The organism is Acidiphilium rubrum (genome assembly GCF_900156265.1).
GTDB lineage: Bacteria > Pseudomonadota > Alphaproteobacteria > Acetobacterales > Acetobacteraceae > Acidiphilium > Acidiphilium rubrum.
The window spans coordinates 54,412-76,168 of sequence record NZ_FTNE01000005.1 but is presented as its reverse complement, the minus strand read 5'-3'; the positions used below and the strand labels follow the sequence as shown (position 1 = coordinate 76,168).

The 21,757-nt window shown below is 66.7% G+C and carries 17 protein-coding genes; 10 read left to right on the top strand and 7 right to left on the bottom strand.

From position 1 onward, the window contains the following. Positions 1-3,093, top strand: a complete 3,093-nt coding sequence (locus BW994_RS05440; protein ID WP_029311142.1) for an efflux RND transporter permease subunit — start codon at positions 1-3, stop codon at positions 3,091-3,093. 258 nt (positions 3,094-3,351) lie between these two features. On the opposite strand, the gene glgA is transcribed toward BW994_RS05440, so the two are convergent. The 4 genes from glgA to tsaD form a co-directional block, all read right to left on the bottom strand. Next, on the bottom strand, positions 3,352-4,794 hold the full coding sequence (gene glgA / locus BW994_RS05435) for a glycogen synthase GlgA (RefSeq protein WP_029311141.1): 1,443 nt from the start codon (positions 4,792-4,794) through the stop codon (positions 3,352-3,354). Beyond that, entirely contained in the window at positions 4,794-6,065 is a 1,272-nt protein-coding gene (glgC, locus tag BW994_RS05430; RefSeq protein ID WP_029311140.1) for a glucose-1-phosphate adenylyltransferase, read from the bottom strand. The genes glgA and glgC overlap by 1 nt, the downstream gene beginning before the upstream one ends. A 62-nt stretch (positions 6,066-6,127) precedes the next feature. After that, on the bottom strand, positions 6,128-8,647 hold the full coding sequence (locus BW994_RS05425; protein WP_081849024.1) for a glycogen/starch/alpha-glucan phosphorylase: 2,520 nt from the start codon (positions 8,645-8,647) through the stop codon (positions 6,128-6,130). Between the two features lie 28 nt (positions 8,648-8,675). Next, the gene (tsaD, locus tag BW994_RS05420; protein ID WP_076454399.1) at positions 8,676-9,785 is read right to left on the bottom strand and encodes a tRNA (adenosine(37)-N6)-threonylcarbamoyltransferase complex transferase subunit TsaD; all 1,110 of its coding nucleotides are present in this window, start codon (positions 9,783-9,785) and stop codon (positions 8,676-8,678) included. A 23-nt stretch (positions 9,786-9,808) separates the two neighbouring features. Here tsaD and hemC point away from each other — a divergent pair, with 23 nt between their 5' ends. The 4 genes from hemC to BW994_RS05400 are packed head-to-tail and all read left to right on the top strand — an operon-like array spanning position 9,809 to position 13,677. Further along, a complete protein-coding gene (hemC, locus tag BW994_RS05415; protein ID WP_029311137.1) occupies positions 9,809-10,807 on the top strand; it encodes a hydroxymethylbilane synthase in 999 nt (332 codons plus the stop codon). Next, a complete protein-coding gene (locus BW994_RS05410; RefSeq protein WP_245801514.1) occupies positions 10,800-11,498 on the top strand; it encodes a uroporphyrinogen-III synthase in 699 nt (232 codons plus the stop codon). Before hemC ends, BW994_RS05410 begins: the two co-directional genes overlap by 8 nt. Next, positions 11,495-12,490 carry a COG4223 family protein gene (locus BW994_RS05405; RefSeq protein ID WP_051657219.1) on the top strand — a complete coding sequence of 332 codons (996 nt, stop codon included), beginning with the start codon at positions 11,495-11,497 and terminating at the stop codon, positions 12,488-12,490. Before BW994_RS05410 ends, BW994_RS05405 begins: the two co-directional genes overlap by 4 nt. Beyond that, positions 12,490-13,677, top strand: coding sequence for a heme biosynthesis HemY N-terminal domain-containing protein (locus tag BW994_RS05400; protein WP_029311134.1), 1,188 nt, complete (start codon positions 12,490-12,492; stop codon positions 13,675-13,677). The genes BW994_RS05405 and BW994_RS05400 overlap by 1 nt, the downstream gene beginning before the upstream one ends. Here the strand turns inward: BW994_RS05400 and BW994_RS05395 are convergent. From BW994_RS05395 to BW994_RS05385, 3 genes are all read right to left on the bottom strand, one after another. Next, positions 13,619-14,824 carry an acyltransferase family protein gene (locus BW994_RS05395; protein ID WP_029311133.1) on the bottom strand — a complete coding sequence of 402 codons (1,206 nt, stop codon included), beginning with the start codon at positions 14,822-14,824 and terminating at the stop codon, positions 13,619-13,621. The two genes, BW994_RS05400 and BW994_RS05395, sit on opposite strands and share 59 nt — an antisense overlap. Positions 14,825-14,865: 41 nt before the next feature. Beyond that, positions 14,866-15,123 carry a GlsB/YeaQ/YmgE family stress response membrane protein gene (locus BW994_RS05390; RefSeq protein ID WP_029311132.1) on the bottom strand — a complete coding sequence of 86 codons (258 nt, stop codon included), beginning with the start codon at positions 15,121-15,123 and terminating at the stop codon, positions 14,866-14,868. A gap of 70 nt (positions 15,124-15,193) precedes the next feature. Next, positions 15,194-16,183: a lysylphosphatidylglycerol synthase domain-containing protein gene (locus BW994_RS05385; RefSeq protein WP_245594068.1), complete on the bottom strand. Its 990-nt coding sequence runs from the start codon at positions 16,181-16,183 to the stop codon at positions 15,194-15,196. 328 nt (positions 16,184-16,511) lie between these two features. On the opposite strand from BW994_RS05385, the gene hpnA reads away from it, so the two are divergent. The 5 genes from hpnA to hpnE are packed head-to-tail and all read left to right on the top strand — an operon-like array spanning position 16,512 to position 21,718. After that, a complete protein-coding gene (gene hpnA, locus BW994_RS05380; RefSeq protein ID WP_245801513.1) occupies positions 16,512-17,639 on the top strand; it encodes a hopanoid-associated sugar epimerase in 1,128 nt (375 codons plus the stop codon). After that, the gene (locus tag BW994_RS05375; RefSeq protein WP_029314622.1) at positions 17,636-18,772 is read left to right on the top strand and encodes a glycosyltransferase; all 1,137 of its coding nucleotides are present in this window, start codon (positions 17,636-17,638) and stop codon (positions 18,770-18,772) included. Before hpnA ends, BW994_RS05375 begins: the two co-directional genes overlap by 4 nt. Next, positions 18,769-19,635, top strand: a complete 867-nt coding sequence (hpnC, locus tag BW994_RS05370) for a squalene synthase HpnC (protein WP_029314624.1) — start codon at positions 18,769-18,771, stop codon at positions 19,633-19,635. Before BW994_RS05375 ends, hpnC begins: the two co-directional genes overlap by 4 nt. Beyond that, positions 19,632-20,489 carry a presqualene diphosphate synthase HpnD gene (hpnD, locus tag BW994_RS05365; protein WP_029314625.1) on the top strand — a complete coding sequence of 286 codons (858 nt, stop codon included), beginning with the start codon at positions 19,632-19,634 and terminating at the stop codon, positions 20,487-20,489. Before hpnC ends, hpnD begins: the two co-directional genes overlap by 4 nt. Next, positions 20,486-21,718 (top strand): hydroxysqualene dehydroxylase HpnE, encoded by a 1,233-nt coding sequence (gene hpnE, locus BW994_RS05360; protein WP_029314626.1) that lies wholly within the window; start codon positions 20,486-20,488, stop codon positions 21,716-21,718. Before hpnD ends, hpnE begins: the two co-directional genes overlap by 4 nt. The last annotated feature ends 39 nt before the right edge of the window (positions 21,719-21,757 follow it).

Sequence of the window (21,757 nt, the reverse complement as noted above, 5' to 3'; positions counted from 1 at the left end):
ATGGGGTTTTCCGACCCGTTCATCCGCCGGCCGATCGGCACCGCCCTGCTCGCTTTGGGCATTCTGATCGCGGGCACGCTGGCCTATTTCCAATTACCGGTCGCCGCCGTCCCCAGCATCCCGATCCCCGCGATCGTGGTGTTCGCCTCCGAACCCGGCGCCTCGCCCAGCATCATGGCGAGCACCATCGCCTCGCCGCTCGAACACACGCTGGGCACCATCCCCGGCATCGATGATGTCCGCTCGATCAACTCCACCGGTTCAGCCTCGGTCATCCTGCTGTTCGATACCGGCACCAGCATCACCGCCGATGCCCACGCCGTGCAGGCCGCCATCAACGCGGCCCTGCCCAACCTGCCCTCGGCCATGCCCAGCCGGCCGTTCTACAAGGAGTTCAACCCGGCATCCCGCCCGGTGATGACCATCGCGCTGTCATCGAAAACCATGAGCCTCGGCAATATCTACAACATTGCCGACACCACGCTCGATCAGCGCCTCGCGCAAATCCCCGGCGTCGCCCAGGTCAACCTCTACGGCGGCGGCTCGCCGGCCGTGCGCATCCGCCTCAACACCCAGGCCCTCGCCGCGGCCGGGCTGACCAGCACGGATGTCTATAATTCAGTCCGAAGTGCTAATGAAATCGAGCCGATCGGCGTGCTGCAAGGCAAGCGCACCGCCTCGATCATCGCGACCAACGGGCAGTTGCACACCGCCGCCGAATATGGCCGCATCGTCCTGAAATCGAAATCCGGCGCCATGCTGCGCCTGTCGGATGTCGCCTCGGTGGTCGACAGCGTGGCCAACACCCAGCTCGCCGCCTCGGCCGATGGTCACCCCGCCATCACCATCGAAATCACCAAGACCGCCCAGGCCAACGTGATCAAGACCGTCGAAGGCATCAAGGCGCTGCTGCCCGAAGTCCGCAAATTCCTGCCGCCCTCGGTCAAACTCACCGTCCTGACCGATCGCACCACCACCATCCGCGCCAGCGTCGCCGATATCCAGTTGACCCTGCTGATCACCATCGTGCTGGTGCTCGCCGTCGTCACGCTGTTCATGCGCCGCCTCACACCCACCATCGCCGCCGGCGTCACCGTGCCGCTCTCCCTCGCCGGCACCGTCGCCGTCATGTGGGCGATGGGATTCTCGCTCGATAATTTCTCGCTCCTCGCCCTGACCATCTGCGTCGGCTTCGTGGTCGACGATGCGATCGTCATGATCGAAAACATCGTCGCCCAGCACGAACGCGGGCGGTCCGGCATCGAAGCCGCCCTGGTCGGCGCGCGCCAGATCGGCTTCACCGTGTTCTCGATCACCGTGTCGCTCGTCGTCGTGTTCCTGCCGCTCACCCTGATGGGCGGCATCATCGGCAGCCTGTTCTACGAATTCGCAATGACCCTCTCGGTCGCGATCGTGATTTCCGGCGTCATCTCGCTCACCGTCACGCCGATGATCTGCGCGCATTTCATGGGCCGCACCTCAACCATCGGCCGCGACTCCCGCCTCGCCCGCGGCATCGACCGCGCATACCACAACACGCTGGAAGCCTACGCACGCAGCCTCGACTGGGCGCTCCGCCACCGCTGGCTGATGCTGATCAGCTTCGCGCTCACTTTGGTCCTCACCATCTTTCTCTACATCAAGGTACCGAAGTCCTTCATCCCCGAGGAAGACAGCGGCCTGATCATCGCGCAAACCCTGGCCCCCACCGATGTCTCGTTCAACCGCATGCAACGACTCGAAGCCCGCGTCGTCAAAATCGTGCGGCAGGACAACGCGGTCGCAACCGTCAGTTCACGCATCGGCGTCGCCAATGGCTTCTCCACCGCAAACCGCGGCACCATGTTCATCGGGCTGAAACCCCTGTCGGACCGCTCGATCTCGGCACAAAACGTCATCCTGCGCCTGCAGAAAAAACTCGACCGGATTCCCGGCATCACCACCAACATGCAGGTGGCCCAGGACATATTTTTCGGCGGCCAATCAAACGGCGGCGAATACAGCTTCTCCGTGGTCGACTCCTCGCTCGATGAACTCGATGCCGTGACCCGCCAGATCGAAGCGAAACTCCGCACCCTCAAATCGATCAACAATATCGGCACCGATCAGGACAAGGCCCAGACCGAAATCATGATCGACATCAACCGTAACGCCGCGTCCCGCCTCGGCGTATCCATCGCCGCGATCGACGGGGTCCTGCAAAACGCCTACGCCCAACAACAGGTCTCGCGCATCTATCAGGCGCAAAACCAGTACGAAGTCGTCATGAAAGTTCCAGCCAAGCTCGACCGCGCACCCAGCGACCTCAGCCACCTCTTCGTCAACGGCTCGAAAGGCCCCGTCCCGCTCGATCAGGTCGCAACCTACAGCCGCACCACCGCACCGCTCTCCGTCACCCATCTCGATGGCGAACCCGCCGGGACCATCAGCTTCAACGTCGGCAAAGGCGCCTCGCTCGGCCCCGCAATCGCCCAGGTCAAAGCCGCCATCGCCTCGATGCCGCTGCCCGATACCGTCAAAATCCAGTTCGGCGGCAACGCGAAATACTTCCTCGCATCGATCGAAAAAGAACCCCTGCTGATCGCCGCCGCACTCGTCGCCATCTACATCGTGCTCGGCGTGCTCTACGAAAGCCTGACCCAGCCCCTTACCATCCTCTCCACCCTGCCCTCCGCCGGCGTCGGCGCCCTGCTCGCCCTGCTGATCACCGGCACACCCCTCTCGGTCATCGGCGTCATCGGCGTCTTCCTGCTGATGGGCATCGTGAAAAAAAACGGCATCATGCTGGTCGATTTCGCCCTCAACGCCGAACGCGAAGGCGGCATGACACCCCAACAAGCCATCCGCGCCGCCTGCATCGAACGCTTCCGCCCAATCATGATGACCACCATCGCCGCCATGCTCGGCGCCCTGCCCCTCGCCTTCGCCGTCGGCACCGGCGAACAACTCCGCCGCCCCCTCGGCATCGCCGTCATCGGCGGCCTGATCGTCTGCCAAGCCCTGACCCTCTACACCACGCCGGTCATCTACCTGGCCCTCGGCGGCTTCGGCAAACGCCGCGCCCGCCGCATCACCACCATGCCTGCCGAATAACGCCCGGCTTGGGTGGTGGCGCCGGTGAGGAAGGAAGGCCAGGGGCTCTGCCCCTGGACCCCGTTAAAGGCGGAGCCTTTAAAATCCATTAGTTTTAGGTAAGGGGAGGGCGCTGCCTCGGTGGTTCAACTGATCTGGCCTGGGTCGCCCTCCCCTTACCTAAAACTAGCGGGTTCTAAGGGCTCCGCCCTTAGTGGGGGTCGAGGGGGCAAAGCCCCCCGCCTTACTTCCTCACCGCCACACCCACCCAAGCCGGCGTTATTCGAGCACCAGGGCGTGGTACAGGGTGGCGTAGTGTTTGGCTGGGTGGGTCCAGGAGACGTCGAGTGTCATGGCGTTGGTTTGCATTTGTTGCCAGCGGGGCTGATCGGCGAACAGGGCCGCGGTGCGCCGCAGTCCGTCGGCGAGGCCGTTGGTGGTGACGGGGCCGAACTGGATGCCGGTTGCCACACCGGCGCCGAGTGCTGCGGGATTGGCGTCGATCACGGTATCGACCAGGCCGCCGACGAGTGAAACCACCGGGATGGCGCCGTAGTGTTGCGCAGCGAGCTGGGTCAGACCGCATGGTTCGAAGCGTGACGGCACCAGGATGGCGTCGGCGCCGCCCTGGATCAGGTGCGACAATCGTTCCTCGAAGCCGATGACCGCGGCGACCGATCCTGGCCAGCGCGCCATGGCCGCGCGCAACCCGGCCTCGAGCGCGGGCTCACCGCTGCCCAGCACCGCGAGTTGCGCGCCGAGTGCTGTGAGCAGCGGCAAGGCCTCGATGATCAGGTCGATCCCCTTCTGCCCGGCCAACCGGCTGACCACGCCGAACAGCAGCGCGTCTGGCCGCGCATCCAGCCCCATGCGTGCCTGCAGCGCGGATTTGTTCGTGGCGCGCGGTGACAGATCGCCGGGTCCGAAGGGTGCGACCAGCAAGGGGTCGCGTGCCGGGTTCCAGGCGATGGTATCGAGCCCGTTCAGAATGCCGTGCATCACGCCGGCCCGGGCGCGGATCAACCCATCGAGACCCATGCCGCCTTCGGGTGTTGCAATCTCGACCGCGTAGCGCGGCGAGACGGTGGTGATCGCATCGGCAAACTGCAGGCCCGCCTTCAGAAACCCGATGCTGCCGTAGTATTCGACACCATCGACCGCGTAGGCCGACGCCGGCAGCCCGAGCGCGCCGAGCAGATCGGCGGGAAACTGCCCCTGATAGGCCAGATTATGCACCGTCATCACGCAAGGCGGCCCGCCGCCGCCGGCGTAGTGCAGATAGGCGGGCAGCAATCCCGCCTGCCAGTCGTGCGCGTGCACCACATCGGGCACGAAGCCGGCGATGGCACCTTGCGCAATCAGCACGCCGGCGCGGCAGAGTGCGGCAAAGCGTTGTGCGTTGTCCGGCCAGTCGGCGCCGTTGGAGGCGAGATACGGGTTGCCCGGCCGGGCGAACAAATGCGGCGCATCGAGCGCGAAGATCGGCAATCCGTCAGGCTCACCCGCCACCACCAGCGCCGGCCCGCCGAATAAATCCGCGATCGACAGCACCGTTTCAGCTCCTGCCAGCGCGGCCATCACGGCCGGATAGCCCGGCACCAGGGCCCGCATGGCGACGCCCTCGGGTGCCAATGCGCCCGGCAACGCGCCCATCACATCGGCCAGCCCGCCGGTTTTCACCAGCGGATAGATCTCCGAACCGACCGACAGGACCTTGAGCACTAGTGGGTATCCAGCCGATCGATCATCGCCTGGGTGATCAGGCAAACGCCTTTGTCGGTCCTTCGAAACCGCAGCGCGTCCTCGGCTGCGTTCTCGCCGACCACCAGGCCTTCAGGAATGCGCACGCCGCGGTCGATCACCACATTGGTCAGGCGCGCGTACCGCCCGACATCGACATCCGGCAGCACCACCGCGGCCGTGACCTGCGAAAACGAATTCACCCGCACACCGGTAAACAACAGGCTGCGCCGCAGCGCCGCCCCCGAGACCACGCAGCCGCCGCACACCAACGATGAAACCGCGAGGCCCCGCCTGCCATCTTCATCATGAATGAATTTGGCGGGCGGGGTGCCTTCGGTATAGGTCCAGATCGGCCAGCTCTGATCATAGATGTCGAGCGAGGGCACGAAATCGGTAAGGTCGATATTGGCCTCCCAATACGCATCGACCGTGCCGACATCGCGCCAATACGGCTCCGCCTCCTTGCTCGAACGCACGCAGGAGCGCGAGAAATGATGCGCCATGGCCCGCCCGTTGCGCACCAGCCCGGGGATGATGTCCTTGCCGAAATCATGTTCGGAATCCGGATTGGCCGCGTCGCGCCGCAGTTCGTCGAACAGGAATTTGGTGTCGAACACGTAAATGCCCATGCTGGCGAGCGCGACATCGGTGCGCCCCGGCATCGGCGGCGGATCGGCCGGTTTTTCGAGGAAATCGATGATCCGGTCGTTTGCATCGGTGTGCATCACACCAAAGCCGCTCGCCTCGGCCAACGGCACTTCGACGCAGGCAACCGTCACATCCGCCTGCTGGGCGACGTGTTGTTGCAGAAGAACTTCGTAGTCCATTTTATAAATATGATCACCGGCCAGAATAATGATATGCGCGGGCGCGATGCTCTCGATGATTTCGATATTCTGATACACGGCATCGGCAGTACCCAGATACCAGCTGTTCTCGGAAACCCGCTGGCTTGCCGGTAATATGTCGAAGCTTTCATTGCGTTCGCGCCGAAAGAACGTCCAACCCAACTGTAAATGTCGGATCAGACTATGCGCTTTATACTGTGTCGCAACACCGATATGGCGGATCCCCGAGTTCAGCGCGTTCGACAGCGCGAAATCGATGATCCGCCATTTACCCCCGAAATGCACCGCCGGCTTCGCCCGCTTGTCGGTCAGATCGTAAAGCCGCGAGCCCCGGCCCCCGGCCAGAACATACGCCATCGCATTGCGCGATAGCGGTTTGTTGAGGCTGTCTCGATTGTTCATGGCGATGTTCCTTCCCGTGGCACCCGCCGGGTTTACCGGTCGGGTTTGTGATTATGCCCTGCTCATGTGGTCTCCAGACCGGTCGTGCGCCAGATGTTGCGCGCGTAATCACCGATCGCGCGATCGGATGAAAAATACGCCATGCCCGCGGTATTCATGATCGATGCACGCCACCACGCTTCCTGGTCGCCCCACAACCGATCGACCCGGCGCTGCGCCTGCGCGTAGGACTCGAAATCGGCGGTCACCAGAAACCGGTCATCGCCGCGCAATTCATGCACCAGCGGGTGAAACCGGCTGGCATCATCGGGCGAGAACACCCCCGACCACACGGCGTCGATCACCTCGGCCAGCGCGGGCGATGCCGAAATCGAATGATGCGGCCGCCAGCCGTCACGTTTGCGATCGGCGACCTCGGCGGCCGTGAGGCCGAAGATAAAGATGTTGTCATCACCGACATGATCGCGGATTTCAACATTGGCACCATCGAGCGTGCCGATCGTCAAGGCACCGTTCAGGGCGAATTTCATGTTGCCGGTGCCCGATGCCTCCATGCCGGCGGTCGAGATCTGCTCGGAAAGATCGGCCGCCGGAATGATCATTTCGGCCAGGCTGACATTGAAATTCGGCATGAACACCACCTTCAGCAGACCCCGCACCGTGGGGTCGCTGTTGATCACCTTGGCGACGTCGTTGATCAGCTTGATGATGAGTTTCGCCTGATGATAGCTCGCCGCCGCCTTGCCCGCGAAAATCTTGACCCGCGGCACCCACCCGGCCGAAGGCCGCGCGCGGATCGCATCGTACAGCGCGATGGTTTCCAGAATATTGAGCAATTGCCGCTTGTATTCATGGATGCGTTTGACATGGATATCGAACATCGCATCCGGATCGAGCTTGATCCGCATCCGGTCGCGCACCCATTTCGAAAGTATAATTTTATGGTTGCGCCGGCACGCGATCAAACGATTGCGAAACCCGGCATCCGAAGCCAGATCGCGCAGCGCCACAAGTTCCGCCGGGTCATCGCACACATGCTCGCCCAGCGCCTCGACCAGCAATCGCGTCAGGCCCGGATTGGCTTCGTACAGCCAGCGCCGGAACGTGATGCCGTTGGTGACATTGGTGATCCGCTCGGGAAACATCTTGTGCAGATCGGCAAACACCGTCTCGCGCATCAAATCCGTGTGCAGCGCCGAAACACCGTTGATCCGGTGCGATCCGATGAACGCGAGCGTACCCATCCGCACCCGCCGGCCATGGGTTTCATCGATCAGCGACAGGCCCGCGAGTTTATCATCGCTGCCCATGCCGAGCATGCGGACCTGTTCCAGGTGATCGGCATTGATCAGATAGATAATCTGCATCTGACGCGGCAGCATCCGCTCCATCAGCGGCACCGGCCAGGTCTCCAGCGCCTCGGGCAGCAGCGTGTGGTTGGTGTACGAAAACGTTCCTTTCGTGATCTCCCACGCCTCGGCCCATTCGAGCCCGTGCTCATCGACCAGCAGACGCATCAACTCGGCAACCGCGATCGAGGGATGCGTGTCGTTGAGCTGAATCGCAACCTTGTCAGGCAGGAGGCGCAGATCCTTGAACTGCGTGATGTGCCGGCGCAGCATGTCCTGCAACGAGGCGGCCGCGAAAAAATACTCCTGGCGCAGCCGCAATTCCTGCCCCGCCGCCGTCGCATCCGATGGGTAGAGCACCCGCGAGATCGACTGCGCGCGCACATCCTGCGCCAGCGCGCCGACATAATCGCCCGCGTTGAAGGTTTCGAGTTGCAGCGGATCGACCGCGCGAGCCGACCACAGGCGCAACGAATTCACATGCCGGCCGCGCCAGCCGACCACCGGCGTATCATACGCCACCGCGCGCACCACCTCGCCCGGATGCCAGACGTGCCGAACCTCGCCCTCCTCGTCGCGCACCGCTTCGACATGCCCGCCGAACCCGATGTCATACGCAACTTCCGGCCGCTCGAACTCCCAGGGGTTGCCGACCGCGAGCCAATCTTCCGGAAATTCCAGCTGGCGGCCATCATCGATCGCCTGCTTGAACAATCCGTTATTGTAACGAATACCATAGCCGTAGCCGGGGATCGCAAGCGTCGCCATGCTCTCCATGAAACACGCCGCGAGGCGCCCCAACCCGCCATTGCCGAGAGCCGCATCGGGCTCGGCGTCCCGCACCCGGTCCAGATCGACGCCGAGTTCCGCGAGTGCCGCGCGCGTCACATCGACCATGCCGAGATTGGTCAACGTGTCGAACATCAGCCGCCCGATCAGAAACTCGAGCGAAAGGTAATACACCCGCTTATGGCCGCGCTCGTAGATTTTGTTAGTGCTGGCAATCCAGCGCTCCACCACCCGGTCGCGCAGCGCCAGCGCGAGTGCCACGAACCAATCCCGGTCGTTTGCCGTCACCACGTTCTTGCCGACCCCATAGATCAGCTTGGCGACGATCGCCTCACGCCAGTCCTGGCTGGTGCGGATCGGGGCGAGCGGCGGCGGATCGTTGGAGAGCATTTTCTTCGTGCGCTGGGTTTGATCGGGTCGATCCTGCACCGGCGTGTTGTTCATCAGGGACTACCTCTCGTTGTCTTGCCGATCAGACTGACACGGAAACGCGCCTCCCTGCAATGAAACTTTGCGCTGTCATATCGAGCGGCCAGCGCGGCCGGCACGGCGTCGCCAGCGCATCCGGCCCCAGCCCGGCGCGCGCCCGCTCGATCGCGGCCCAGGCCACCATCGTCGCGTTGTCGGTGCACAGGCGCAAGGGTGGTGCGAACAGCGCATGGCCGGTGCGCGCGGCAACCGCCCGCAATCCCGTGCGAATCGCCTGATTGGCCGCAACCCCGCCCGCCACCACCACGCCGCTGGCCGATGGCATCATCGCCAGCGCATGCGCGAGCCGATCCGCCATGGTCGCCACCACCGCGGCCTGAAACGAAGCCGCGATCGCCGCCGCATCCTCACGATCGAGCGCACCCGCCGGCCGTGCGGCGACCAGCTGCGCCACCGCCGTCTTCAGTCCAGAAAACGAGAAATCACACCCTGACCGCCCCAGCATCGGGCGCGGCAACGCAAACCGCGCCGCATCGCCTTCGGCCGCCAGCAACTCCAGCGCCGGTCCGCCCGGATAGGCGAGCCCCAGCAGCTTCGCCACCTTATCGAACGCCTCGCCCGCCGCGTCATCGAGCGTGGTGCCAAGCTGGCGATACCGCCCGACCCCCTCCACCGCGATCAACGCGGTATGCCCTCCCGAAACCAGCAGCAACACATAAGGAAACGCCGGCGGCACCGCCGAAAGCCCCGGCAACCGCGCGGTCAGCGCATGCGCCTCGAGGTGATTGATCGCATAGAAATCCGCCCCGGTGGCGAGCGCCATGCCCTTGGCAAAACCGCCGCCGATGATCAGCCCGCCGATCAAGCCCGGCCCCACGGTCGCGGCCACCGCACTCACATCAGCCGCCCGCACCCCGGCCGTACGCAGCACGGATGCCACCATCGGCCCCAGCGCCGCCAGATGCGCGCGCGCCGCAATCTCGGGCACCACGCCGCCGAACGGCGCATGATCGGCGATCTGGCTCGCCACCAGCTCGGCCCGCACCACCCCGGCGCCGTCGAGCACGGCGCACGCCGTCTCATCGCACGAGGTCTCGATCCCCAGCACCAGTGCCGCGGCATCATGCCCGATATTTCCGGCTTTTCTTTCCATGCCGATCCTTTAAAGCAAGCAGGATGGACCAGGAAACCACGGCTACACCAAAAGTCGCCCCCCACACCGGCCGCCTGCCCCTGCGGGTCGGCACCCGCGGCTCGCCGCTCGCGCGAAAACAGACCGAGATGTTCTTGGCCGCACTCCGCGAAATCTGCCCCGCACTCGGCTACGCGCCGGATGCCTTCGCCGCCGAGATCATCAGCACCACCGGCGATCAGGTGCTCGACCGGCCGCTGGCCGATCTGGGCGGCAAGGGCCTGTTCGCCAAGGAAATCCACGAGGCGCTGCTCGACAAGCGAATCGATTTCGCCGTCCATTCCCTGAAAGACCTGGAAACCACTCTCCCCGCGGGCATCATCCTCGCCTGCACCATGAAGCGCGAAGACGCCCGCGACGCGCTGATCCTGTCCGATGAATACAAAATCGAGGACGGCGCCGAAATCTGGTCCGCTTTGCCCGCCAACGCCCGCATCGGCACCTCCTCGGTCCGCCGCCAGGCGCAATTGCTCCACGCCCGGCCCGATCTGAAAATGGAATTGCTGCGCGGCAACGTCCGCACCCGGCTCGATGCCGCGCGCACCGGCAAGTTCGACGCCACCCTGCTCGCCCTCGCCGGCCTGCGCCGCCTCGGCTTCGAGTCGGAGGTCTCCGCCGCGATCGACCCGGAAGCGATGGTCCCCTCCGCCTGCCAGGGCATCGTCGGCATCACCGTGCGCGCGGAGGACGCGGCCCTGGGCCATCTGCTCGCGATGATCGAGGACAAGGAAGCCAAGGCGGTCGCGACCGCCGAGCGCGCCCTGCTCGCCGCCCTCGATGGTTCCTGCCGCACCCCGATCGGCGGCTACGCCCGCCTGCTGCCGGATGGCACACTGCACCTCACCGGGCTCACCGCCCGCGCCGATGGCAGCTTCCTGCTCAAACGCAGCGAAACCGCCGATGCGGCCGATGCCGAACGCCTGGGCCAGGAACTCGGCGCGTCCCTCCGGCGCGACAGCCCATCCGATATTTTTCTTGACTGAGTCGCTGACGATCCTGGTCACCAGGCCCGAGCCCGGCGGCTCCGCCACCGCCGATCTGCTGCGCGCCCGCGGCCACGTGCCGGTGCTCGCCCCCTGCCTCGACATCGAAGCCCTGCCCGCCACCCTGCCATACACCTGCGATGCCATCGTCATCGCCAGCGCCCAGGCGCTGCCGGGCCTGCCCGCCGCGTGGCGCGCCATCCCGCTGTTCGCGGTGGGCGATGCCACCGCCGCCCGCGCGCGCGACCTGGGGTTCATCACCGTCGAAAGCGCCTCAGGCACGGCGCGCGACCTCGCCGATCTGGTGGTCCGGCAACTCAAGCCGCGCGCCGCCATCGTGCTGCCCTGCGGCGCCGGCCACAGCCTCGAACTCGCCGCCGCCTTGCGCACGGCAGGGTTCCGCGTCACCCGCCGCGTCGTCTACCGCTCACGCCCCGCCGAACATCTCGCCGCCGCCGCCATCGCCGCCCTCGCCGCCGAGGCGGTCGACCGCGTGATGATCTTTTCCCCCGCCACCGCCCGCCGCTTCGCCAGCCTGATCGACCACGAGTCGCTCGCCGGCACCCTGCGCCGCGCCATCGCCATCGCGATCAGCCCCGCCGCCGCCGCCCCCCTCGCCCGCCTGCCGTTCCGCGCCATCCGCGCGGCGATTTCACCGGATCAGGATCACATGCTAGCGATACTGCCATGAGCGAACCCGAAAACCACCCGATGCCGCCGCAAGGCGAAGCCATCGTCGATCACCCGATCACCACCCCGATCGACGATCCGGTCATCACGCCCACCGCGCCTCCCGAACGCACCGACAATCGCGGCCCGATCGTGGCCGGAATCGTCCTGTTCCTGCTGCTCGCGGCCGGCGAGGCCTGGCTGTTTCACGCCCAGAGCACCGCATCCGACCAGACCAGCACGATCGCCGCCCTTACCCAGCAGGTCGACAGCCTGAAATCCGAGGTCGCGACCCTGCAATCCCGGCTGGAAACGACCAACACCAAAGTCGCTGGCCTCGCCAACCGGCCCGCACCGTCGCCACCGGCCCCCCAGGTCAAGGTCGAACCCAAAATCCCGTCCGCCCTAGCCGACCAGATCAAGACCATGCAGGCCGGCATCGCCTCGCTCTCGACCACCGCCTTGGCCGATCACGCCGCCCTCGCCACGCTGCAAACCAACGCCGCCGACCTGCCCAAGCAGGTCGCCAAGGCGCAGATGCTCGCGCAACTCGCCCAAGCCAGCCTCGCGCTGGAAAACGGCGCGCCGCTCGGCACCATTCCCAACGCGCCGGAAGCCCTGGTCCGCTACGCGACCGCAGCGCCACCCACCCTCGCCGGCCTCAAGGCCAGCTTCCCCGCCTACGCCGACGAAGCCACCATCGCGGGCGGCGATGTCGCGGCATCCGGCGGCTTCTGGCAACGGGTCAAGGGCCGGGTGGAAAGCATGGTCACCATCCGCCACAACGCCCGCGTGCTGGTCGGCAGCCGCGCCGCCGGCATCCTCGGCGCCGCGCAGACCGACCTCGATCACAACGATCTCACCGCCGCTTTGACCGCTCTGAAACCGCTGCCCCAAGGTGCCGCAACGGTCATGGCACCCTGGATCAGCAAGGCAAACCACCTCATCGCGGCGCGCACCGCCCTGGCCACCATGGCGGCATCGCCCGCCACCGGCGCGGCGGGGTCGCACTGATGTTGCGCGCATTCGGCTTCGCCATCATCGCCCTGATCGTACTCGGCGCCGTCTGGTATGTCGCGCTGCTGCCCGGGCACATCACGATCGATTTCGGCAGCTACGCCGCCACCGCCTCGACGCCGATCGCCATCCTGCTGCTCGCCATCCTGGTGCTCATTCTCATCCTGTTCGTCGGCATCATCCGCGCCCTGCTGCGCACCCCCGCCCGGGTCGCCGCGCGCCGCAACCTCTCGCGCCGCAACAATGCCGATGCCGCCTCACTCCGCGCCCTGTCCGCCATGGCCGCCGGTGATGATCGCACCGCCGCCAACCACGCCCGCATCGCCCAGCGCCAGGCGCCCGACGCACCACTCACCCTCTACGTCGCCGGCGAAACCGCGCGCCGCACCGGCGATCACGCCACCGCCGACCGGCATTTCGCCGCCCTGGCCCGCCACAAGGACGCCGGGTTTCTCGGCTGGCGCGGCCTGGTCAATCACCGCACCCAGGCCGGCGGTGATGCCGCCGCCCTGGCCGAAGCCGAAGCCCAGACCCGCCAGGCCGCCGTGGCCTATCCCAACTCGGTCTGGCTGCGCGACCAGCGCGTGCAACTCGCCTTCAACCAGAACCGCTACGCCGATGCCGCACGCCTCGCGACCGACCCGCCGGCCCGCGCCGCCCTCGCGATCATGGCATCCCGCACCGCCGAGGGCGAACGCATGGCGATCGACTGGGCGCGCGAAGCCGTCCGCGCCGCCCCTTCTCTCGCCCCGGCCCATCTCTCGCTCTACGCCGCCCACGAACGCGCGGGTCATCTGTGGCGCGCCAAACGCGCCCTGGTCGCCGGCTGGAAAGCCGCCCCGCACCCGGACCTCGCCGCCGCCTACCTGACCTCGATCAACCTGCCGCTCGATCGCGCCCGCGCCGCGCAAAAACTGGCCAGCGCCAATCCCGGTCATCCGGAAAGCGAGGCCCTGCTCGCCCGCACCGCCAAAGCGGCCGATCTCGCCGGTGAAGCCCAACGCCACGAAGCCCGCGCAATGGCCGCCGCCGGCAGCGCATGGGTCTGCGCCGCCTGCGACACCAAACACGCCGACTGGCAGGCCAATTGCCGCAAATGCGGCACGATCGGCAGCCTCGGCTGGGTCAAACCGCCGCCGGACCCGACGACTGTGCTGCTGCCGTCACCGCAACCGGCGGCCTGATCCGCGCTTTCGCCCAAGCGAGGCACCGCCGTTCGACGGTATAGTGCAGCACCGCGGCAAGCCCGACCGAACCCGCCAGCGTCAGCGGCCCCCACACCAGCGAAAACCACACCGGATCACCCAAGGCCGCGCCACCAACCACCACCGCCAGTGCCCGGCCTACCGGCTCGTTGACCAGATACAGCGGATAGGAAATCGCCCCCAGCCACAACACAGCCGGATGATCGAGGCACCGCGCGATCGGCCGGACCAGCCGATGATCGGGCGTGCGCTGGGCCGCGATCATCACCGCCCACACCAGCGGCGGCAGCCCCTTGCCGATCATGCCAAGACCGCTGCCGTGGCTCGCCCCGATCAGAACCGCAACCGCAAGCGTCGCCGCAAAAGGCACCAGCCCGGCCTCACCCCGCCACAAGCGCGCCGCCGCGATGCCAATGGCGAAATAGGCCGCCTCGTTCGGCAGAAACGCCCGGTGGAAATGCCAGGCCACGGGCATCACCGCCGTATAGACCCGCCCGCTCACCCCCAGCGCCAGACACAGCACCACCAACCGACGCAAACCGCGATCATCGATGCCGGTCAGGGGCACCACCAAGGCGATCATCACATAGAACTGCCACTCGGTGGACAGACTCCAAGCCGGGCCGAGCAGCGAAAACTGCGCATCATGCAGCACATCATGCGGCAACGCGCCCTGCAACAATGCCAGATGCAGCGCGATATGCGCGAACAGCCGGTGCGGTAACGTCCGCTCCCAGAACTCGCAGCCAAGATCACCAAGGTGAACCCACGGCATGGCAGCAAACGGCGATCGCCACGCCAGCACCGCAGTCGCCAGGGCGAGCACGACAAAATACACCGGCAGCAGCCGCCACGCGCGCGCCGCGAGAAACGCCCGCGCCCGCCCGCCGAACCGCGCCATCGACTGCACGATCACCAGACCCGACAACGCAAAAAACAGATTGACCGCCGCCAGCCCATGGCTGACCGCCGCCTCAACGCCCCAGCCCAGTGCGGACGGCCACGGAATGAACGGCGCCGTATGCCCCAGCATCACATAAACGGCGAGAATCCCCCGCAGACCATCCAGCCGGGTCAACCGACCGATCGTCTGCCGAGGCGAATCAGAATGCAACCGCGCCGTCATGACGCGGTGATAACACAACCTTAAGTCGAATTATACCAAAATCAGAGGCGCCGCCGCCCCGAAATCGCGTGATACACCACCAGCACCACCACCGACCCGATCACCGCAACGAACAGGCTGTACAAATTGAACCCGGTAATCGGCGCCGCCCCCAGCGCCGAAAAAATCGAGCCGCCAACCAGGGCGCCGATAATGCCCAACACCATATCCACCAGCGGTCCCTTGCCCGCATTGTCAACGATCAGGCTCGCGATCCAACCAGCGATCAGACCGAGCACGATAATAGCCAGCAATCCCATGGGGCACGCTCCTTGATAGCGGTGTCAACGTCGCGAATATCCCGGATTATGGCACATCGGCGCGCCCGCCTCAACGAATGTCGGTGCCCGCCAGATGCAGCCGCCGCGCCTCGATCCCCTGCCACACCAGCAGCACCGGCACCGCAATGATCACATCCCGCGCCCGCCGCAACAACGACACCGACAACGCAATATCCGGCGGAATCCCGAAAATCGTACCCAACAGGCTGTAAGCCGCCTCCTGCACCCCGATCCGCCCGGGAACGAAAAACCCCGCCGCCAGAATCGCATGCAACAACGCCTCGATCGTCAACGCATCGACCAGACTGATCGCCGTCCCCAACGCATGAAACGCCACATACGACGTCACGCCCGCCGCAAACCAGCACACCAGATGCAACAGCCCCGCCGCAAAAATCCGCCCTGGCCGTGCATAAATCGCATCGATCGCCACCTGCAACCGCTCCAGCCGCACCGCCGCGCCATCCGCCGAACGCCCGGCAATCCGCATCGCAAGACCACGAAACACCCGCCCGCCGCCGCGCTGCACCAGCAAAAACCCCGCCGCCCCCAACACCGCAACCCCAAGCCCGCCCGCAACCGGCACCAGCAAATCACTGCCCGGCGCCAACCGCGCCAACAACACAACACCCGTCGCGATAAAAACCAGCTCGGCCAGAAACTCCACGGTAATGTCCGCCAGCGTCGAAGCCGTCGCCGCCGCCACATTCACCCCACCCAACGCAATCGCCCGCCCGCCCAACACAAACCCGCCCACATGCGAAAACGGCAAAAACTCACCCGCCGAATCCCGCACCATCCGCCCATAATACAACAGCCAATACCGCCCGCCCTGCGCCCGATCCAACAAAAGCCGCCACGCCCCCGCCAAACCCGCAATCACCACCAGCTGCACAGCAAAATACACCGCAAACCCAACCAGACTCACCCGGTCGATCGCCCGCAAAACCCCGCCCCACCCCAACCACGCAATCGTCGCCGTAAACAAAACCAGCCCAAGCAAAGCAAACGCCGCCGGCCACCCCCTGAACCCACTCACCAAAAACCCCCATCCCGCATCCCCACCCCCTACCAAACCCCACCGCACCCTGCAAAAAATACCGACGGTTGGGGTCGGGTGGCCGGGGCGTTGCCAGGAGTAAGGAAGGCCAGGGGCTCTGCCCCTGGACCCCGTTAAAGGCGGAGCCTTTAAAATCCATTAGTTTTAGGCAAGGGGAGGGCGACCCACGCCAGATCGACGGAACCACCGAGGCAGCGCCCTCCCCTTGCCTAAAACTAGCGGGTTCTAAGGGCTAAGCCCTTAGTGGGGGTCGAGGGGGCAAAGCCCCCCGCCTTGCTTACCCCGAGCGCCCTCGCCACCCGGCCCCGTGCGCCGGTATTTTTTGCAGGGCGGGGGTTTTGCCGGTATGCGGCGCGGGTGTGGGTTGGGTTTTGGAGTGGTGGGTGCGGGTGTGAGCGGTATTGCGGCGGCGGGTCTGGTGTTGGTGACGGGGGCGACGGGGTTTGTCGGGGCGGCGGTGGCGCGTGCTTTGGCGGGCCGGGGGGTTTCGGTGCGGCTGATGCATCGGGCGGGCAGTGATCTGGCCAATCTGGCTTGTGTGCCGGGCGAGCGGGTGGTTGGCGATTTGACCGATCCGGCGTCGTTGGGCCGTGCGGTGGCGGGGTGTCGATATGTGTTTCATGTTGCCGCCGATTATCGATTGTTCGTGCCGGACCCGGCGGCGATGCGGCGGATCAACATCGATGGCACGGTTGCGTTGTTGCGTGCGGCGCGGGCGGCGGGTGTCGAGCGTGTGGTCTACACCAGCAGTGTGGCCGCCCTTGGCCTGATCGGCGATGGGACGCCGGCGGACGAGTTGACGCCTAACGAGGCTGCCGATCATGTCGGCCCGTACAAGCGCTCGAAATACGAGGCGGAGGTAGCGGTGCGATCGCTTGCCGCACAGGGGCTGGATGTGGTGATCGTCAACCCGACGGCGCCGGTCGGGCCGGGCGACATCAAACCGACGCCGACCGGGCGCATGGTGCTCGATGCCGCGCGTGGCAAAATGCCCGCCTATGTCGAAACCGGCATGAACATCGTGCATGTCGATGATGTCGCCGCCGGGCATATTCTGGCGTTGGAGCGGGGGCGATCGGGTGAGAGTTATATTCTCGGCGGCGAGGATCTGATGCTGTCGGACATCATCGGCCTGATCACCAAGCTGGCCGGCCGCAAGCCGCCGCGCGTCAAGCTGCCGATCGGCCCGTTGATGCCGCTGGCGGCGGCGATGGAGGCGTGGGCCCGCGTTTCCGGCACCGAACCGTTGATGACGCGCGATACGCTGACCATGGCGCGCAAGCTGATGTTCTTTTCCTCGGCCAAGGCGATCGGCGCGCTCGGTTATGCGCCGCGCCCGGCCGCGATGGCGGTGCGTGATGCGCTGGTCGATTTCAGCCGGCGCGGCCTGCTCGACCGCGCGCGGTTCCACCCCGATGTGCTGGCGGTTTCATGATCATCGCCGGTCTGGCCGCGCTGATCTGGCTCTATCTCTATGCGCTGCATGGCGGGTTCTGGCGCAGCACGCCCGAACTGGCACCCGAACTGGCGCCCGAACGGCCGCTCGAAGCCCCGCCGGTCGACATCATCGTCCCGGCGCGCGACGAGGCGGGCAGCATCGCCGCGGTGGTCGCCTCGCTCCTGGCGCAGGATTACGCTGGCCCGCTGCGGCTGTTTCTGGTCGATGATGGCAGCACGGATGGCACCGCCGCCGCCGCGCGCGCGGCCGCCGGCGATGATCCGCGCTTTCACCTGATCACCGCTGCGCCGAAACCGCCCGGCTGGTCGGGCAAATTATGGGCGCTGGACCAGGGCATCGGCCACAGCGCGGCCGGGTTCCTGCTGCTGACCGATGCGGACATCACGCATGATCCACGCCATCTCGCCACGCTGATGGCACGGATCAGCCAGCCCCGGCGCGGCGCGCGGCTGGACATGGTCTCCGAAATGGTCCGGCTGAACTGCACCAGCACGGCGGAACACGCGCTGATCCCCGCCTTCGTCTATTTCTTTCAGATGCTCTATCCGTTCGCGCGGGTGAACGACCCGCTGGCAAGCACGGCGGCTGCGGCCGGCGGCGTCGTGCTGATCCGGCGCGAGGCGTTGGTGCGGATCGGCGGCATCGCCAGCATCCGGCGCGCCCTGATCGACGATGTCACGCTGGCGCAGCGGGTCAAGCAGGCGGGTGCGATCTATCTCGGTCACAGCAATCTCGCCCGCTCGATCCGCCCCTATCCGCACTATCGCGATCTCCGCGCGATGATCGCGCGCACCGCCTTCACCCAGCTGCGCTATTCCTATGCGCTGCTCGCGCTGACCATCGCCGGCATGGCGCTGGTCTGGCTGGTGCCACCGCTCACGCTGCTGTTCGGCGCCGGTGCCGCGCGGCTGTGCGGCCTGCTCGCCTGCGTGCTCGCCGTGCTGAGCTATCGGCCGACCTTGCGCCGCTACGGCCTGACCCCGGTCTGGGCGCTGGCATTGCCGCTGATCGCGCTCATTTATATCGAAGCCACCATCGCCTCGGCCTGGCGCTACGCAAGCGGCGCCGGGGCGGCGTGGAAAAACCGCGACTACGGGGCGCAGACATGAGCGTGACAGCAACCAACCCAACCCAGGCGGCCGGCGGCGACGTCGAACTTGCCTCCGGCAAGGACAAGGGCGACGAGAATTTCCCGGTCGGCTCCTGGCTGATCCGGCGCGACCTGCGCCGCCACGTCCACGCCTATTATGCCTTCGCCCGCAACGCCGATGACATCGCCGACCACCCCACCCTCACCCCTGACGACAAGATCGCCCGGCTCGATGTGATGGAAGCGGTCCTGACCGGTGCCGCCGATCACGGCTCGACCTCCGCACTCCGCCTGCGCGCCAGCCTCGCCGAAACCGGGGTCGATCCGGTCCACGCCACCGAATTACTGATCGCCTTCCGCCAGGACGCGACCAAGCGCCGCTACGCCACCTGGGCCGAGCTGATGCACTACTGCCGCTACTCCGCCGCCCCGGTCGGGCGCTACGTGCTCGCGCTGCACGGCGAGAACACGGCAAGCTGGCCCGCCTCCGATGCGCTGTGCGCCAGCCTGCAGGTGCTCAACCACATCCAGGATTGCGCCAAGGATTTCGCCGAACTCGACCGCTCCTACCTGCCGGATGATTGGCTGACCCGCGAGGGCCTGACCGCCGCCGCCGTGACCGATCCCGCGACATCCCCCGCCCTGCGCCGCGTGTTCGATGCGATGCTGGCGGCAACCGCCGACCTCAACCGCGCCGCAACCCCCCTGCCCGGCCACGTCCGCGCGCGCGGCCTGCGCGTCGAAACCGCCATCATCCTCGCCCTCGCCCGCCGCCTGCACGCCCGCCTGAGCCGGCAGGACCCGCTGGCGATGCGGGTGAAGCTGCGACCAGCCGATGCCGCCGCCGCCCTGCTCGCCGGCCTGACCCGGACGCTCGGATGAACGATCTCGCTGTCCAGGATGCCGCCGTCGTCACCGCGGCGACCCGCGCCGCCGGCACCTCGTTCTACCGCGGCATGGCCGTGCTCTCGCCGCCCCGCCGCGTCGCCATGTACGGCATCTATGCGTTCTGCCGCGCGGTCGATGACATCGCCGATGAAGACGCCCCGCTCGCCGCCAAACAGGCGGGGCTGGAGGCCTGGCGCAACCGCATCGCCCGCCTCGCCGCGGGCGGCGACGATGCGGTCACCCGCGTCCTGCGCGATGCCTCGCTGCGCTACGCCCTCCGCCGCGAGGATTTCCACGCGATCATCGATGGCATGGCGATGGACGCCGGTGCGCCGATCATCGCCCCCGACGCCGCGTTCCTCGATCTGTATTGCGACCGTGTCGCCTCCGCGGTCGGCCGCCTCGCCATCCGCGTGTTCGGCGAGGTTTCCCTGGCCGGCGACGATGTCGCGCATCATCTCGGCCGCGCCCTGCAACTCACCAACATCCTGCGCGACGTCGCGGAGGATGCTGCGCGCGGCCGCATCTACCTGCCGCGCGAAGCCCTGCTCGCCGCCGATGTACCGCTCGACCCGTCACGCATCCTCGCCGCCCCCGGCCTGCCCCGCGCGATGGCCGCCATCGGCGCCCAGGCCGAAGCCCATTTCGCCGCCGCCGCGCAGGCGATGCGCCTGTGCAACCCGCGCGCGGTGCGCCCCGCCCGCATGATGGCCGCCGCCTACCGCCCCCTGCTCAGCCGGATGCGGCGCGAAGCCTTCGCCCACCCCGAACGCCGCCCCCGCCTGTCCGCCGCGCGCAAACTCCTGTTGGCCGTGCAGTTGCTCCTCCTCACCGATCGCCGCCGATGAACCGGGTCCATGTCATCGGCGCCGGCATGGCCGGCCTGTCCGCCGCCACCTCGCTCGCCGCGCGCGGGGTCAGCGTCGTCCTCTACGAGGCGGCGAAATGGGGCGGCGGCCGCTGCCGCTCGTACGACGATGCCACGCTCGGCTGCCGGCTCGACAACGGCAACCACCTGCTCCTGTCGGGCAACCGCTCCACCATGACCTATCTCGACCGGATCGGCGCTGCCGATACGCTGGTCGGCCCGGACAAACCGCTGTTCCCCTTCATCGACCTGGTATCCGGCGCTGCCTGGACCCTGCGCCTCAACCGGGGCGCAACGCCCTGGTGGGTACTGCGCAAAACCTGGCGCGTGCCCGGCACCACCCCGCGCGACTACTGGGCGCTGCGCCGCCTGCAACGCGCCAAACCCGACGATCTGGTGGAGAACCTGCTCGGCACGCTCGGCCCGCTGTACGATCGCCTGCTCGAACCGCTGTCGATCGCAGCGCTCAACACCAAGCCCGATGTCGCCGCCGCCGCCCCGCTCGCCGCCGTGGTCGCGGAAAGCATCGCGCTCGGCGGCGCCGCCTCGATGCCGCGCTACCCGGCGATCGGCCTGTCGGAAAGCTTCGTCGATCCCGCCCTCGCCTTCCTGCGCGCCCATGGTGCCGAGTTCCGCTTCGGCGCCCGCGTCGCCGGCCTGACCGTCTCGGCCAACCGCGTCACCGGCCTGGTCGGCCCGAACGTCGATGAAATCATCGACCCCGACGACCGCGTCATCCTCGCCACCCCGCCCTGGGTCGCGGCCGATCTGCTGCCCGGCCTGATCGTGCCCAATGCGTTCGAAGCCATCCTCAACCTGCATTTCCGCGCCGGGATCGATGCCGGCAAGGCCGGGTTCTACGGTCTGCTCGGCGGCGTCGCCGAATGGGTGTTCGAAAAAACCGAGGTCGTCTCGGTCACGATCAGCGCCGCCAACGACCGGCTCGATACCGACCCCCAAACCCTGGCGGCCGAGGTCTGGTCAGACCTGCGGCGCGGCTTCGGCCTGCCGCGCACCATGCCGCCCTACCGGGTGGTGCGCGAAAAACGCGCAACCTTCGCCGCCACGCCCGCACAACTCGCCCGCCGCCCCGGCCCGGCCACCAGCCTGCTCAACCTGAAACTCGCCGGCGACTACACCGCAACCGGCCTGCCCTCGACCATCGAAGGCGCCATCCGCTCCGGCGAAACCGCCGCGTCGATGATATAGCGCGCCGATTACGATTTCCCGCCAACCCGAAAACCGACC

What these genes read in the sequence shown, in the direction of transcription:
- BW994_RS05440 (WP_029311142.1), top strand. Translation starts at nt 1, where the DNA reads ATGGGGTTTTCCGACCCGTTCATCCGCCGGCCGATCGGCACCGCCCTG.
- hpnC (WP_029314624.1), top strand. Translation starts at nt 18,769, where the DNA reads ATGAGCGTGACAGCAACCAACCCAACCCAGGCGGCCGGCGGCGACGTC.
- hemC (WP_029311137.1), top strand. Translation starts at nt 9,809, where the DNA reads ATGGACCAGGAAACCACGGCTACACCAAAAGTCGCCCCCCACACCGGC.
- tsaD (WP_076454399.1), bottom strand. Translation starts at nt 9,785, where the DNA reads ATGGAAAGAAAAGCCGGAAATATCGGGCATGATGCCGCGGCACTGGTG.
- BW994_RS05375 (WP_029314622.1), top strand. Translation starts at nt 17,636, where the DNA reads ATGATCATCGCCGGTCTGGCCGCGCTGATCTGGCTCTATCTCTATGCG.
- hpnD (WP_029314625.1), top strand. Translation starts at nt 19,632, where the DNA reads ATGAACGATCTCGCTGTCCAGGATGCCGCCGTCGTCACCGCGGCGACC.
- BW994_RS05395 (WP_029311133.1), bottom strand. Translation starts at nt 14,824, where the DNA reads ATGACGGCGCGGTTGCATTCTGATTCGCCTCGGCAGACGATCGGTCGG.
- BW994_RS05390 (WP_029311132.1), bottom strand. Translation starts at nt 15,123, where the DNA reads ATGGGATTGCTGGCTATTATCGTGCTCGGTCTGATCGCTGGTTGGATC.
- BW994_RS05400 (WP_029311134.1), top strand. Translation starts at nt 12,490, where the DNA reads ATGTTGCGCGCATTCGGCTTCGCCATCATCGCCCTGATCGTACTCGGC.
- glgC (WP_029311140.1), bottom strand. Translation starts at nt 6,065, where the DNA reads ATGAACAATCGAGACAGCCTCAACAAACCGCTATCGCGCAATGCGATG.
- BW994_RS05405 (WP_051657219.1), top strand. Translation starts at nt 11,495, where the DNA reads ATGAGCGAACCCGAAAACCACCCGATGCCGCCGCAAGGCGAAGCCATC.
- BW994_RS05425 (WP_081849024.1), bottom strand. Translation starts at nt 8,647, where the DNA reads ATGAACAACACGCCGGTGCAGGATCGACCCGATCAAACCCAGCGCACG.
- hpnE (WP_029314626.1), top strand. Translation starts at nt 20,486, where the DNA reads ATGAACCGGGTCCATGTCATCGGCGCCGGCATGGCCGGCCTGTCCGCC.